The organism is Umezawaea sp. (assembly GCF_057122925.1).
Map to the genome: position 1 here is coordinate 1 of NZ_DBNGPQ010000036.1, position 13,488 is coordinate 13,488.

Sequence of the window (13,488 nt, forward strand, 5' to 3'; positions counted from 1 at the left end):
CTACCAGGACGGACAAGCCGAAACCGTGCTCGGTGGGCTGATCGGGCGTCGACGGGACAGCTTCGTGGTCATCACCAAGTACAGCGGGACAAGGCAAACCCAGCCCCACCCCGGCACGACCGGCAACAGTCGCAAGATCATGGTCCGATTCCTCGAAGCGAGTCTGCGCCGTCTGAACACCGACTGCGTCGACGTGTTCATGCCGCACTTCCCCGACGGCATCACCCCGATCGAGAGAATCCTGGCCGGGTTCGACGACCTGATCCGCTCCGGCAAGATCCTGCACGGCGGGCTCTCCAACTTCCCGGCCTAGGGCCTGTATCGAAGTCGGCTGAGGTGACTTCGATACAGGTTGACGCTGTTCAGCGTGTTGGTGATCAAAAATGAGCGAGGTCTCCGGTAGTCGGTTCGTCGACCAAGAAGAACCTGAACACCGGAGACCTCGTGAACACCCTAGCGGTGACGGGGCGGTTCGACCTGACCGACGCGCAGTGGGCGACGCTGGAACCGTTGCTGCCCACCCCGTCCCGGCCAGGACGACCGTCGTTGCGGACCAAGCGGCAACTGATCGAATCGTGCTGGCCGCGGGTCAGCGGGGCGACAGCTCGCAGTTCGTCCCGGTGTTGTGTGGGATCCGGGTGCCTCGGGTGGCCGGTGGTCGGCCCCGGAGCCGCCCGGATCGGGTGTTGGCCGATAAGGCGTACACGTCCAGGGCCAACCGGGAGCATGTGCGTCGTCGTGGTATCAAGGCGACCATCCCGAGCAAGGTCGATCAGGACGCGCATCGCCTGGCCAAGGGGTCCAAGGGCGGTCGTCCACCGGCCTTCGACCCCGAGGACTACAAGCAGCGTCATGCGGTGGAGTGCGGCATCAACCGGCTCAAACGCCACCGTGCGGTGGCCACTCGGTATGACAAGCTCGCCGTGCGCTACGAAGCCACCGTCCATGTCGCCGCGATCAACGAATGGCTCTGACCGACTTCGATACACGCCCTAGGGCGGGCACCACCACGCACAGCACGGGAAGAGGGTCGGCCTCGGCGGGGAGCACGATCAGCGCACCGTCGCCCCGGTCCTCGTACTCGTACCGCATCAGATCGATCCCCTTTTCCCTCCGATGACCTGCCGTTCGGCGTGGTGCTCGGTATCATCCCGACGCCATTCGCCACAGCCGTGAGCGCGCCGCTCGTCGTTGACAAAGTCCTTTGACCGCACCATCCTGCTGCTCATGGCCCGCGACGCGGGCGACGCCGGTTCGACGACGGCACCAGCGCGGCGGAACGGGGCCGCGCTCGGCGCGACGACCGCGCCGGACCACCCGTCTCCGGCAACCGGTTCCGCCACGTCTCCGGGGTGATCTCCCATGAGCAGCGCACCGCCCGGTCCACCGTCGCGCGCACGGGTCGCGGCGGCGACCTTCGTCGGCACCGCGATCGAGTTCTACGACTTCTACCTCTACGGCACCGCCGCCGCCCTGGTGTTCGGTCCCGTGTTCTTCCCCGAGTTCTCCCCGGTGGCCGGGACCCTCGCGTCGCTGACCACGTTCGCCGTGGGCTTCGTCGCGCGCCCGCTCGGCGCGGTCCTGTTCGGCCACTTCGGGGACCGCCTGGGGCGCAAGCGGATGCTCGTCGTCTCACTGCTGGTGACGGGTGGCGCGACCGTGACGGTCGGCCTCATCCCGTCCTACGCGGCGATCGGCGTGCTCGCCCCGGTCCTCCTCGTCACCGCCCGGTTCCTCCAGGGCATCGGCATGGGCGGAGAGTGGGGAGGCGCGGTGCTGATGGCCACCGAACACGCGCCTGCCGGGCGACGCGGCCTCTACTCCGCGTTCCCGCAGTCAGGGCCAGCGGTCGGGTTCCTGCTCGGGAACCTGGTGTTCCTGGTGCTCAACGCCACCATGCCGGACGAGGTCTTCCGGAGCACCGGCTGGCGCGTCCCGTTCCTCGCCTCCGCGGTGCTGCTGGTCATCGGCTACTACATCCGCGTCCGGGTCAACGAGACTCCGATCTTCCAGGCCGTGCTGGACCGCCGCCACCGGGCGAGGGCACCGTTCGCCGAACTGCTCCGCCACCAGTCCCGCGTGCTGCTGCTCGCGACCCTGTCGTTCATCCTGGCCCACGCGCTGTTCTACACCGTCACCACGTTCGTGCTCTCCTACGCCACCGGCGCCCTCGGCGTCGGTCGCAGCACCGTGCTGACGGCCGCGATGGTGGCGGTGGCGGTCATGGGCGTGCTCACGCCGCTGGCCGCCGCGGCCTCCGACCGGTTCGGCCGCAAGCGGCTCTGCCTCGCCGCGGGCACGGGCGCCGCGCTGTGGGCGTTCCCCCTGTTCTGGCTGGTGGACACCGGGCGGCCGGTGCTGATCACCGTGGGCATGACCGGCGGGATGGTCTGCTTCGCCCTGCTCTACGGCCCGATGGGCGCTTTCCTGCCGGAACTCTTCCGGGTCCGCTACCGCTACTCCGGCGCGTCGTTCGCCTACAACGCGGCGGGCATCGTCGGCGGCGGCATCAGCCCCCTCGTGGCCACCGCGCTGCTCGCGGGCACCGGCACCTCCGCGTGGGTCTCGGTGTACCTGCTGCTGATAGCGCTGGTCTCCCTGGCGTCCGTGGTCGCGTTGGGGGAGACCAAGGACGACGACTTCGCCGACGGGCTGGAGCCGGAGACGCGGGACGAAACGCCTCCACAGCGGTGAAGGAGGCCGACAGGGTCATGTCCGGGGAGCCGAACGGCTGATCTGGCGCTCCTCCTCGAACCGCGCCGAGGTGAAGGGGGACAGGTCCACGGAGGCGGGCTCGCCCAGCGCCAGCGCCGCGGCGCACTCGCCCACGGCGGTCGCGAACTTGAAGCCGTGCCCGGAGCAGGCCGAGACGTGCACGACCCTGGGGTCCGCGGGCGAGCGGTCGATGACGAACCCGCCGTCCGGGGTGAGGGTGTAGTAGCACTGGCGCCAGCTCACCGGTTCGGGATCGACACCGGTGAGGATGCGCGAGACCACCGCGGCCATCTCCCGGCGGAACCTGGGCGCGACCGCGTGGGACGTGGTGTTCTGGGGATCACCCGGCCGCTGCTGCCGGTTGTGGAAGCCGACCTTGATCCGGGGCGCGCCCCCGCCCCATTCCGGGACGCCGTAGACGACGCCACCACCCGCCGACTCGTACAGGAAGGCCGGGAACCCCTCGATGCCGAGGCGGTGGTCGGCGCGGAACCAGTAGACCGGCACCCGCACGGGCGCGAGGACGTGGCCCAGGCCGATGGCCAGCGCACCCTGCATCCACGGACCGGTGGCCAGGACGACGACACCGCAGGAGATCTTCTCGCCCGAGCGCAGGCGCACCTCGACGCCGTCCACGACTGGTCGGAGCCGCTCGGCCTCGTCGCCGAAGCGGAGGCGGGCCCGCCGCCGCACGGCGGCGTCGAGCATCGCGAGGCGGGCGCGGGCGGCGAGCACGGTGTAGGCACCCGGCTCGTACAGGGCGGTCATCCCCTCGTCCACGCCGAACCAGGGGAACCGGTCGGCGAGCCGCGCGGCGTTCCAGACCTCGTGCTCGATGCCGCCGAGCCGCGCCGTGCGACGGCCCAGGGGGACCACCCCACCCTCGCCGGACCCGATGAACACCCCGCCGGTGCGCACCAGCAGGGTGTCGCCGTGGGCCTCCTCCAGTTCCGCCCACAGCTCGTTGGCGCGGTTCAGCAGCGGCAGGTACGCCGCGCCTTCCCAGTAGGCGCGGCGGAAGATGCGGCTCTCGCCGTGCGACGAGCCGTACCGGTGGGTCGGACCGTGGGCGTCCAGGGTGAGCACGCGCGCGCCGCGCTCGGCCAACGCCCACGTGGTGGCCGCGCCGACGACGCCCGCGCCGACGACCAACACGTCGCAGTTCATGGCGGACGGGCCCCTTCCTCGTGTCCCGGCGAGAACAGGTGTGGACCGGCGCGGCGCCCCGTGGTGCGGTCGGCCGGCTCAGAGCGTGGCCGACGCCAGGCAGTTCAGCCGCGAGATCACGACGGCGACGAAGCCGTCCGGCACCACGAAGTTCGCGGCGTGCCGGTCGTGGAAGCAGAACAGGACCGGCACGCCCTCCTCGCGCAGCACCCGGCGGGCGTCGAGGATCCACGACGAGGACAGCCGGTCGTCGTCGCCCACGACCGACACCCGTGCGCAGCCGGGCACCGAGTCGGTGAGCACCGTGGGCGCGGCGGCGCGCGCCCGTTCGGCGATCGGCGCGTCGAGGCACAGCACGGCCTCGTCGCCGAGCACCAGTCCGCAGTCCGGGTCGACGCCGAACGACGCCAGCAGTTCCGGGTCGCGGCACCGGACCAGGGTGAGGTCCGTGGCGCAGGCGAACCCGAAAGCCGCCACGTCGTCGTAGGGCACCAGCTCGATCGTCTCCGTCGTGGTCACCGTCGTCCCCCATCGTCGTCCGACGTGCCGGACCGTCATCGGCACGCCAAGCCGTTGTCCCAGCGCCACCGCGTCGGGCTGCACCACCCGGTTGCCCAGCACGGCGAGGCGGTGCAGGCCCCGGTAGCTGATCCGCCGCAGCGTCCGCGCGCTCGTGGACAGGGCCGGGTCGCACGTCATCACGCCGGGCACCTCCTTCACGACCTCGACGGGCACGCCGAGCGCCGCACCGAGCGCCACAGCGGTGAGGTCGCTGCCACCGCGCCCGAGCGTCATCACCCGGCCCGACTCGTCGAGTGCCTGGAAGCCCGCCACCACCGGCACGGCTCCGCGGGCGAGCACGTCGCGCAGCCGGTCGGTCGCCACCTCGCGCAGGACAGGTCTGCCGTCGCGCCGGGCGGCGCGGAGTCCGGCGTCGGTGGCGGTGAGCGGCGCCGCCCTGATGCCGCGACTGCTCGCGAGGTGCGCGACCAGCGCCGTCGAGATCACCTCGCCCGCCGACAGCATGAGGTCCCGGACGTGCGGATCCGGTGGTCCCGCTTCGGCCTCCAGCAGCCCGAGGAGCGTGTCGGTCGCGTAGGCGTCGCCCCGCCTGCCCATCGCGGACACCACGACCACCGGCACCTCGCCCGTGCTCACCGCGTTCTCGACGTCGGCGAGCACCCGTGCCCGGCGGACCTCGTCGGCGAGCAGGGTGCCGCCGAACTTGAGCACCCTCGTCATGCCGCCCCCGCCTTCGCGCTCCTGGCCTTGGTGGCGGTCACGACACCCGCCAGCGCCACCGCCATGCCGAGCCACGCCTGCCACGGCATCGCCTCGTCCACCAGCAGCCATGCGACGGCCGCGGCCGTCGGCGGCACCAGGAAGAACAGCGCCGACACGCGGGAGACCTCACCGGCGCGGATCATGGCCAGCAGCAGCGTGAGCGAGATCAGCGAGTTTCCCACCACCAGGTACGCCAGTGACACGACGAACTCGGTCGTCCACTCGATCCTCATCGTCTCGAACAGCAGGGCGAGCGGGGCGCAGGTCACCAGAGCCACCACGTACTGGACCAGGTTCGCGGTCACCGGGTGCTGCTCGGTGCCGAACCGCTTCTCGTAGAACGTGCCCGTCGTCATCGCGAGCAGGGCGCCGACCGAGCACAGGATGCCGACCTGCGTCGAGTCCCCGATGCCGGTGGTCGCGGTGATCACCACGACCACTCCCACCATGCCGATCGCGAGACCGGCCCAGCGGGTCACCGGCACGGACTCCCCCGCGACGCGCAGCGCCAGCAGCCCGACCAGGATCGGCTGGAACGCCACCACCACGCCGAAGGTGCCCGCCGAGACGCCGAGCACGAACGCGACGTAGGTCAGGATGAAGTACAGCGACTGGATGAACAGGCCGACGACGGCCTGGTGCCCCAGCTCCGCCCGCGTCGCGGGCAGCGGTGGGCGCAGCAGCGCGAACAGCACCACCAGGCACACGACGAGCACGAGGTACCGCAACGCGAGGAACGTGAACGGCTCCGCGTGCCTGAGCCCGAGCTTGGCGAAGGCGAACCCGCCGGACCACAGCAGGACGAAGACCGCGGGCGCGGCGGTGATCCACGCCGGCGGCGAGGTGATCGGCTTGGCGACGTCGTCCACTTCACACCCTCGTCGTGTCCGGTCCGGGGCGGCTCTCCACGCGGTGGAGCAGCCTGCCGAGGCGGGGGTTCGAGAGCTCGAACCCGAGCAGGTTTCGCAGGCGCCACACGAGCGCCTGGTTGCTGGACACCACCGGTCGACCGATCGCGGCCTCGATCTCGGGGATCACCGCGGTGGCGCGCAGGGAAGTGCACGACACGAGCAGCGCGTCCGCCGTGGTGTCGCACACCTCCGCGGCCGCGGCCGCGAGCGCGGCGGGCGGCAGCCGCGTCATGTCCAGGTCGCGCCGCAGGCCGAAGCCCGCGACGTTGACGACCTCGAACCCGGAGTCGGCGAAGTGCTCGGCGACCAGGTCGTTCACCCGCGCGACGTACGGGGTGAGGATCGACAGCCGTCGCGCTCCGAGCGACCTCAGCGCCGACACCGCCGCTCCGGCCGGTGTCAGGCACGCGGCGCCGGGCTGGGCGGCGCGGAGGCGTTCCGCGACCTGCTCCTCGCCCAGCACGATCGCGCCCGAGGTGCACCCGTACACGAGCACGTCCACCGGACCCACCCGGATCGTCCGGGCGGCGTCGGTGATCAGGCTCGCCATCGCCCGCAGGGTGTCGACCGTGATCGGGTCGGTGTTGGCGACCCTGGTCGTGTACAGGCCGACCTCGGGTGGGAGCAGCGCGCGCAGGTCGGACTCGACGTTGGCGTCCGTCGCCAGCGCGAGGAGCCCGACCGCGCCCGCGGGCGCCACGTCGTCCAGCGCGCGCGGCGGTTCGACCACTTCCGTCCTGGCGGGGACCACCCGTCCACCTCCTTCGTCTCAGTAGCCCAGGTCCACGTCGACCACGTGGCGGAGCGGCCTGCCCCGCCGGTCGTCCTCGATCGCGGCGACCACCTGGCGGAGCATGTCGCGCGGGTCCGCCACCGCCGCGCAGTGCGGGGTGATGGTCACCGCCGCATTGCTCCACAGTGGACTGTCCGAGGGCAGCGGCTCGGTCTCGAACACGTCCAGCACCGCGTGCGAGAGCACTCCTGCGTCGAGCGCGCGCAGCAGGTCGCGCTCGACGTGCACCTTCCCGCGGCCCGCTCCGATGAAGGCCGGGGCGTCGAGCACGCCGTCCCGCGCCAGCCGGTCGAGCAGCGCGAAGTCGACCATCGCCGTCGTCCGCGGGGTGAGGGGCAGGAGGCACACCAGCACGTCGGTCCTGCCCAGGAACTCCGCGAGCTCCTCCTCCCCCGCGTAGCAGTCCACATCGGACAGCTTGTGCCGGGTCCGGCTCCAGCCCGCCACCTGGAACTCCAGCTGCCGCAACGTCTTGGCGACCGCGCGGCCGAGCACCCCGAGGCCCATGATCCCGACCCGGAGGTCGCAGGCCGTGTGCGGCGTCTCCGAACGCCACACGCGGCTCCGCTGGAACAGCGCGAACTCGGCGTGCCGCCGGAGGATCCCGAGCACGTGGAACGCCACGTACTCGCACATCTGCCGGGTGAGCCGCTCGTCGACGACCCGGACCAGCGGCACGTGCCGCGGGTAGGAGCGGTCCCGCAGGACGTGCTCCACGCCCGCGCCCAGCGAGAAGACCAGCCGGAGGTTGTCCAGCCTGGCGAGCGCGCCCTCTGGCGGGTCCCAGACCAGCGCGTAGTCGACGGCCGACTCGTCGAACCCGTTTTCCGGGCACACGAGCACGGCGTCGGGCAGGTCGGCGCGGAGCGCGTCCCGCCACCACTCGACCGGTTCTCCCTCGGCCAGCAGGAGCACGTGCACGGTGTTCCCCTCCACTCGACTGCGCACCGCCCGCGATCAGCGGACCGGCGCGTTCTCCTTGACCGTGGTCCGGTGGATGACACGGGTGTACTTGTCGGCGTTGAACGACGTGGCCGCGTGGGCGACGCGGCGGTTGTCCCACAGCACGACGTCCTTGGGCTGCCACTTGTGCCGGTAGACGAACCGCGGCTGGGCCGCGAACTCGGTGACCTCCCGGATGAGCCGCTTGCCCTCCTCGTCGGTCATGCCGACCGCGCCGACGCTCATCCGCGAACCGAAGTACAGCGCCTTGCGCCCGCTGCGCGGGTGCGTGCGCACGAGAGGCCAGCGCTGCGGCGGCTCCTTCTCCAGTTCCAGCTCGACCGCGCTGATGGTGTTCGACTTGCCGAGGTCGCGCAGGTAGTCGTTCAGCCCTCGCACCGAGTGCAGCAGCACGACGTCCTCGTAGCGCCGCTTCGTGTCCTCGTCGAGCGCGTCGTACGACGAGTAGGTGCACGCGAACACCGTGTCACCTCCCGCGGGCGGCACCTCGACGCCGTAGAGCATGCTGACCCACGTCGGTTCCGCGTACTGCGAGTGGTCCGCGTGCCACTCGAGTTCGCCGTCCTCCGGTTCGTCCTCGTCGGTGTCGGGGGCGAAGATCACGGCCTTCTTGTCCGGGTTGCCGATCACGAAGATCTCGGGGTGCTCGGACTGGCGGTCCTCGACCCGCGGCGGCAGGTCGAGTTCCCCGAAGGCCCGGCAGAACCGGACCTGCTGCTCCGGGGTGATCCGCTGGTCGCGGAAGATCAGCACCCCGTACTCCTCCAGCGCTCCCTCGATCGCCGCCACGACAGCGGGCGTCGGTTCCCGACCGACGTCGACACCGTGCACGACAGCGCCGAGGACGGCGTCGAGCGGGGCGAAGCGGACGGAGTGCTCGATGTGCGACGGCGCACTCATCGACGTGCCTCCAAACTGTTGTCGGGTGTTCTTCCTGCTGCTGAGGATCTCGTCGGCCACCGCCCAGACGCCGGGCGGCGCGGAGCGGAAGGTCAGGCGGCGGTCGTCCGGCTGGGGCGCCAGGTCCGCCCGCCCCGCCACCACGCGGCGCAGCGCGTCGACGACCACGGCGGCGCACAACTCGTTGATGTCGTGCAGGAGTCTCGGCACCGAGTCGGGGCGGTTGGGCAGTTCCCTGGCGAGCAGGACAGGACCGCGGTCGACGCGGTGGTCGATCAGGTGGACGGTCGCTCCCTGGGGCAGCCCGTGGACGACGGCCCAGATGTAGGGGTTGTTGCCGCGCACGTCCGGCAGGAGGCCGGGGTGCACGTTGAGGAAGCCGTGCGGCACGGCCTCGATGAGCCCGCGGCGGAGGATCCTCGTGTCGCCGAGGACCCCCAGCTGCACGCCGGTCTCCTCGACGAGCCGGACTACGGACGCGTCGTTGTGGTCGGCCACGACCTCGTACCGCAGACCGAGGTCGGCGCAGGTCCGTTCGGCCGAACGCGGACGCCGGAAGCCCGGCACCCGTTCAAGCCGTTCCCACTGCGCTTCCCGGCCCGCCGCGGCGAGCTGCGACTCCTCGTCGACGACGAGCGACGGCCGGAAACCCGCGCGGAGCAGGCGGTCGAGCATGAGTTCGCCACGCGGGTGGCCCGCGAGGTTGAGGTAGGCGAACCGCAGGTCCGCGGCGGTCGAGCAGCCGGGCACCCGGAGCCGCACGGTGTCGGCCGCGGGGTACGAGCCGTCCTCGTCGTGCACCTCGTCCCCGTGCAGTCCGGGTTTGAAGACGCAGGCGATCGTCAGGTCGGTCCGCGCCCGCACGACGTGGGGATCGTGCCGGTCCAGCAGGTACACCACTCCGGGGCGCAGCGGATGGCGCCCGCCGGTGCGGAGGTCGACGAGTTCCCCTTCGCCGTCCACGCAGTACACGCACTCCACGTGGCAGCGGTACCGCATCGAGGTCTCCGTGCCCGCGAACATCGTGGTGACGTGGAAGGAGAACCCGACACCGTCCTCGGCGAGGACCAGGCGCACGCTCCGCCAGGTGTCCGACGTGACGCACCGCTTGGTGCCGAGGGCTTCGTCCAGCGTTCGAACGATCATGACGCGCTCGCCGCCATCCCGGTCGTGGCCCACCGCGGGGTCGTGCCGGTGACCACGTCGCGCACCGCCTGCTCCAGCAGGTCGATCCCGACGTCCAGCAGCGCGGGCTCGATCGTGAGCGGTGGCAGGCACTTCACGACCTCGTCCCGGCTCCCGCAGGTCTCCACGACCAGGCCGCGCCGGAACGCGGCGGCGGCGACGGCACGGGCCAGACCGGTCCGACCGGTGTCCAGGCCCAGCAGGAGCCCTCGGCCGCGGACCGGCTCGGGGGTGTCCCCGTTGTCCGGCAGCAGGAGCCGGGCGCGGAGGAGCCCGGCGCGGAGGGCCTCGCCCTTCTCCTCGACCGCCGCGGTGAGCGCTCCGTCCGACCAGTACCGCCGGAGAGCCGCGTGCGCGGTCACGAACGCCAGGTTGTTGCCCCGGAACGTGCCGCTGTGCTCCCCCGGCTCCCACACGTCGACCTCAGGGCGCAGCAGGACCACCGCGAGCGGCAGGCCGTACCCGCTGAGGGACTTGGACAGCGTGACGATGTCCGGGCGGACACCGGACTCCTCGAAGCTGAAGAAGCGACCCGTGCGACCGCACCCCGCCTGGATGTCGTCCACGATCAGCAGGGAACCGACCTTGCGGGCCAGCGCTTCCAGTCCGCGGAGCCAGCGCGAGGACGCCGTACGCACACCGCCTTCGGCCTGCACCGCCTCCACGATGAACGCCGCGGGCCGGTCGACACCGCTGCTCGGGTCGTCGAGGTAGCGCTCGACCAGCGCGAGCGTGTCGCAGGCGGGGCCGTGGTAGCCGTCGAACGGCATGAAGGTGACGTGCTGCCTGGAGTTTCCGGGGAACCGCTGGTACGACCGCTGCCCCGTCACGGCCAGCGCGCCGTGGGACATGCCGTGGAAGCCGTTGGTGAACGCGATCACGCCACTTCGCCCGGTCGCCTTCCGCGCGACCCTGAGCGCGGCCTCCACCGCGTGCGCCCCGGTGGGTCCGGTGAACTGGAGGCGGTAGTCGAGGTCCCTCGGCGCGAGCACGGTGCGGTGGAACTCCTCGATGAACGCGCGCTTCGCCGTGGTGGCCATGTCCAGGCTGTGCACGACACCGTCGTCGCGCAGGTGGCACAGCAGTGCCTCCTTGAGGACCGGGTCGTTGTGCCCGTAGTTGAGAGCGCCCGCACCGGCGAAGAAGTCGACGTAGGACTTGCCGTGCTCGTCGCGGATCTCGGCGCCGCTGGCGGACCGGAAGACAGCGGGAAAGGCGCGGGAGTAGTTCCGCACCCTCGACTCCAGCGCGCCGAACGCGTGCCATTCGGCGCCGAGCGCGCCATGAACTTCTGCCATGTGAATCCCCCAACAGTAGCGATGATTCGCGGCCGTGGTGACGTCGGCAGAATCGGTGTGGCCGGACGACGAGGTCTGCCGACTTGATCAGATGGTCGAGCGCACGGTGATTTTCACGTGCCGGACGGGACTTATCCGCTCAGCCAAAAAATCTTCCCCCTCGGTGCCCGACTTCCCCTGTTCGTTGAAATCGTCGCGCACCCGCCGCGAGTGCGGCTACCTTATTAGGGGGCGTAATTGCGCGGTGCACAAGTACGCAGGGGGGCGGTACCGATGGATCGGACCTGTTCGGCGACGTGCGGCGCGCCGGAGGTGTGCGACGAGGCGGTGGCGACGTACGAGGGAGCGGTCGCGAACAGCGACGTCGGGGATTGCCTCGCGCTGGCCGAGGTGCCGATGTGCCTGCGCAGGCTCGGACTGGTCGTGCCCTCGGCGCAGGCCGCCGACCGCGTGCGCGCCGTGCCGCCGTCCGTCGCGGCGGCGCACCACCTCGCACCGCTGGAGCGGGCGATCTCACGCAGGCGCACCGAACTGTCCGCCGTCACCGAGACGTTCGAGCTGATCGAGCAGGCCTACCACCGAGGTCGGGCGGCACACCTGCCCGACCTCGTCCACCTCCGCGGCCAGGCGGACGTCGAAGCCGCGCTGCGGCGCTCGCTCGACGAGTGCCAGGCGGAGCTCATCACCGCGCATCCGGGGAAGGGGCGGTCCGCCGAGGTGCTGGCGGAGGTGCTCGAACGGGACCTCCCGGTGCTGCGGAGGGGAGTGCACAAGCGAGTGATCTACCAGCACACCATCCGCACCCACGGGCCCACGCTGGAGTACATCGACAGCATCGTCCGCGAAGGGGCCGAGGCCCGGACCCTCAGCGAGCTGTTCGACCGGCTCATCGTCTTCGACCGGAAGACCGCCTACGTCGCGTCGCCGTCCGGCGGTGAGCACGAGCTGGTCGAGATCCACCAACCCTCTCTCGTGCAGTACCTGATCCGTTCCTTCGAGCTGGCCTGGAGCAGGGCGATCCCCGTGCCCGCCACGGCTGGCTACCGGTACTCCGTGTCGGTGACGAGCGACATCCAGCTCAGCATCATGCGCATGCTCGTCAACGGGCTCACCGACGACAAGATCGCACGGGAGCTCGGGATGGGCAGGCGCACGGTCGCCGAGCACGTCCGGCGGCTGTCCCAGCGCTTCGGCAGCTCGGGCCGCGCGCAACTCGGTTACGCCATAGCCAGATCCGGCCTGCTCGACACCGACGACCAACCAGAGCGCTGAGGTTCACGAACGAATTCCCACCGCTCACTCCTACCCGATCTTCGACTTCGGCCGGGAGTGAACGAGAACAACGGCATCGGATTCGTTAGCTCGCCGAAAAATGAATGATTTGCTCAAGGCGGCAGGAACGACCCTTCCCCGGTGGTCTCATGGTCATCGAAGGGTCCGAAGGTTGACCAGCCTCAGCTCGTCGGGCCGCTCTGTCCGCTTCGCCGCTGGACCAGCGGAATGAAGAGATCGTTGATGATCGAGTGGATCCGTGCGGGTTCCAAGGGCCTCAGGTCCATGAGCAGATCGTGGCGCACCAGGTCGAACGGCATAACGAGCACGGCGGGCGGGACGCTTCCCAGGTCGATCTCCCCGCGGTCGTGCGCGCGCTGGTACACGACCTGCGGAATGGAGAGCGGCGCGCCACCGAGGATCCTGTCGCGCAGCTCCGCCGGCGTCAGGGCGGCGTCGGCGAGCAGCCCTGAGAACGCGGTGGCCGCCGCTATCGCGAAGAAGGTGGCGCGGGCCTCGCTCATGCTGGTCAGCAGCGCCAGCAGGTCGCCGGACAGCGAACCGGTGTCGGGGACGGCTACCGGATGGCTGTTGCGGTAGTGCTCGATGGCGGCGAGCACCATCTGATCCTTGTTGGCCCGGCGGCGGTAGAGCACGGCGATCCCGGTTCGTGCCCGCGCGGCAACGGACTCCATGGTCAGCCTCGCGTAGCCGACCGCGACCAGTTCGTCCCACGCCGCGGAGAGCACGGCGTGCTCGAGTTTCACGCCCCGGCGCCGTTGTTTGACCCGGTCGCCGTCGACAGCACCCACCCGTCCCATAATAGGAGAGGTTTTCCTTCCTTGCCCAACGACGCTATTTTGGCGTGAGCTTCCCCGATAACCCGAGGCAGTTGTTATCTGGCTGCGGTCAGTGCTGCCGGGATGGTAGCCGGCTCGGTCTGGGCGGTGTGCCAGGCGGCTTCGTACTCGTCGGGGCTGAGCCAGCCGAGTTCCTTCTG

12 protein-coding genes are annotated in these 13,488 nt (G+C 70.8%); 4 read left to right on the forward strand and 8 right to left on the reverse strand.

Translation table 11 applies throughout. The features are described 5' to 3' along the window. The 3 genes from AC156L_RS05585 to AC156L_RS05595 all read left to right on the forward strand — a co-directional run. The coding region (locus AC156L_RS05585; protein ID WP_330881498.1) for an aldo/keto reductase at window positions 1-313 on the forward strand (313 nt) is incomplete at its 5' end. A 70-nt stretch (window positions 314-383) separates the two neighbouring features. Continuing rightward, window positions 384-974, forward strand: a complete 591-nt coding sequence (locus AC156L_RS05590; protein WP_330881496.1) for a transposase — start codon at window positions 384-386, stop codon at window positions 972-974. Between the two features lie 388 nt (window positions 975-1,362). Further along, window positions 1,363-2,694: an MFS transporter gene (locus AC156L_RS05595; protein WP_330881494.1), complete on the forward strand. Its 1,332-nt coding sequence runs from the start codon at window positions 1,363-1,365 to the stop codon at window positions 2,692-2,694. Window positions 2,695-2,709: 15 nt separating this feature from the next. Here the strand turns inward: AC156L_RS05595 and solA are convergent, their stop codons facing one another. The 7 genes from solA to ectB form a co-directional block, all read right to left on the reverse strand. Continuing rightward, window positions 2,710-3,882 carry an N-methyl-L-tryptophan oxidase gene (gene solA / locus AC156L_RS05600; protein ID WP_330881492.1) on the reverse strand — a complete coding sequence of 391 codons (1,173 nt, stop codon included), beginning with the start codon at window positions 3,880-3,882 and terminating at the stop codon, window positions 2,710-2,712. Window positions 3,883-3,960: 78 nt separating this feature from the next. Further along, window positions 3,961-5,124, reverse strand: coding sequence for an amino acid kinase family protein (locus tag AC156L_RS05605; protein ID WP_330881490.1), 1,164 nt, complete (start codon window positions 5,122-5,124; stop codon window positions 3,961-3,963). Beyond that, on the reverse strand, window positions 5,121-6,035 hold the full coding sequence (locus tag AC156L_RS05610) for a DMT family transporter (RefSeq protein ID WP_330881488.1): 915 nt from the start codon (window positions 6,033-6,035) through the stop codon (window positions 5,121-5,123). The genes AC156L_RS05605 and AC156L_RS05610 overlap by 4 nt, the downstream gene beginning before the upstream one ends. A 1-nt stretch (window position 6,036) precedes the next feature. Then, window positions 6,037-6,828 (reverse strand): maleate cis-trans isomerase family protein, encoded by a 792-nt coding sequence (locus tag AC156L_RS05615; RefSeq protein WP_330881486.1) that lies wholly within the window; start codon window positions 6,826-6,828, stop codon window positions 6,037-6,039. Between the two features lie 18 nt (window positions 6,829-6,846). Next, window positions 6,847-7,791, reverse strand: a complete 945-nt coding sequence (locus AC156L_RS05620) for a 2-hydroxyacid dehydrogenase (protein WP_330881484.1) — start codon at window positions 7,789-7,791, stop codon at window positions 6,847-6,849. Window positions 7,792-7,827: 36 nt separating this feature from the next. Then, on the reverse strand, window positions 7,828-9,879 hold the full coding sequence (locus AC156L_RS05625; protein ID WP_330881482.1) for an ectoine synthase: 2,052 nt from the start codon (window positions 9,877-9,879) through the stop codon (window positions 7,828-7,830). Continuing rightward, window positions 9,876-11,216 carry a diaminobutyrate--2-oxoglutarate transaminase gene (ectB, locus tag AC156L_RS05630; protein ID WP_330881480.1) on the reverse strand — a complete coding sequence of 447 codons (1,341 nt, stop codon included), beginning with the start codon at window positions 11,214-11,216 and terminating at the stop codon, window positions 9,876-9,878. Before ectB ends, AC156L_RS05625 begins: the two co-directional genes overlap by 4 nt. Before the next feature lie 273 nt (window positions 11,217-11,489). Between ectB and AC156L_RS05635 the strand changes: the two genes are divergently transcribed. Continuing rightward, window positions 11,490-12,488, forward strand: coding sequence for a LuxR C-terminal-related transcriptional regulator (locus AC156L_RS05635; RefSeq protein WP_330881479.1), 999 nt, complete (start codon window positions 11,490-11,492; stop codon window positions 12,486-12,488). A gap of 182 nt (window positions 12,489-12,670) precedes the next feature. On the opposite strand, the gene AC156L_RS05640 is transcribed toward AC156L_RS05635, so the two are convergent. After that, a complete protein-coding gene (locus tag AC156L_RS05640; RefSeq protein ID WP_330881477.1) occupies window positions 12,671-13,300 on the reverse strand; it encodes a TetR/AcrR family transcriptional regulator in 630 nt (209 codons plus the stop codon). Window positions 13,301-13,488 lie beyond the last annotated feature (188 nt).

What these genes read in the sequence shown, in the direction of transcription:
- AC156L_RS05590 (WP_330881496.1), top strand. Translation starts at nt 384, where the DNA reads ATGAGCGAGGTCTCCGGTAGTCGGTTCGTCGACCAAGAAGAACCTGAA.
- AC156L_RS05595 (WP_330881494.1), top strand. Translation starts at nt 1,363, where the DNA reads ATGAGCAGCGCACCGCCCGGTCCACCGTCGCGCGCACGGGTCGCGGCG.
- solA (WP_330881492.1), bottom strand. Translation starts at nt 3,882, where the DNA reads ATGAACTGCGACGTGTTGGTCGTCGGCGCGGGCGTCGTCGGCGCGGCC.
- AC156L_RS05605 (WP_330881490.1), bottom strand. Translation starts at nt 5,124, where the DNA reads ATGACGAGGGTGCTCAAGTTCGGCGGCACCCTGCTCGCCGACGAGGTC.
- AC156L_RS05625 (WP_330881482.1), bottom strand. Translation starts at nt 9,879, where the DNA reads ATGATCGTTCGAACGCTGGACGAAGCCCTCGGCACCAAGCGGTGCGTC.
- ectB (WP_330881480.1), bottom strand. Translation starts at nt 11,216, where the DNA reads ATGGCAGAAGTTCATGGCGCGCTCGGCGCCGAATGGCACGCGTTCGGC.
- AC156L_RS05635 (WP_330881479.1), top strand. Translation starts at nt 11,490, where the DNA reads ATGGATCGGACCTGTTCGGCGACGTGCGGCGCGCCGGAGGTGTGCGAC.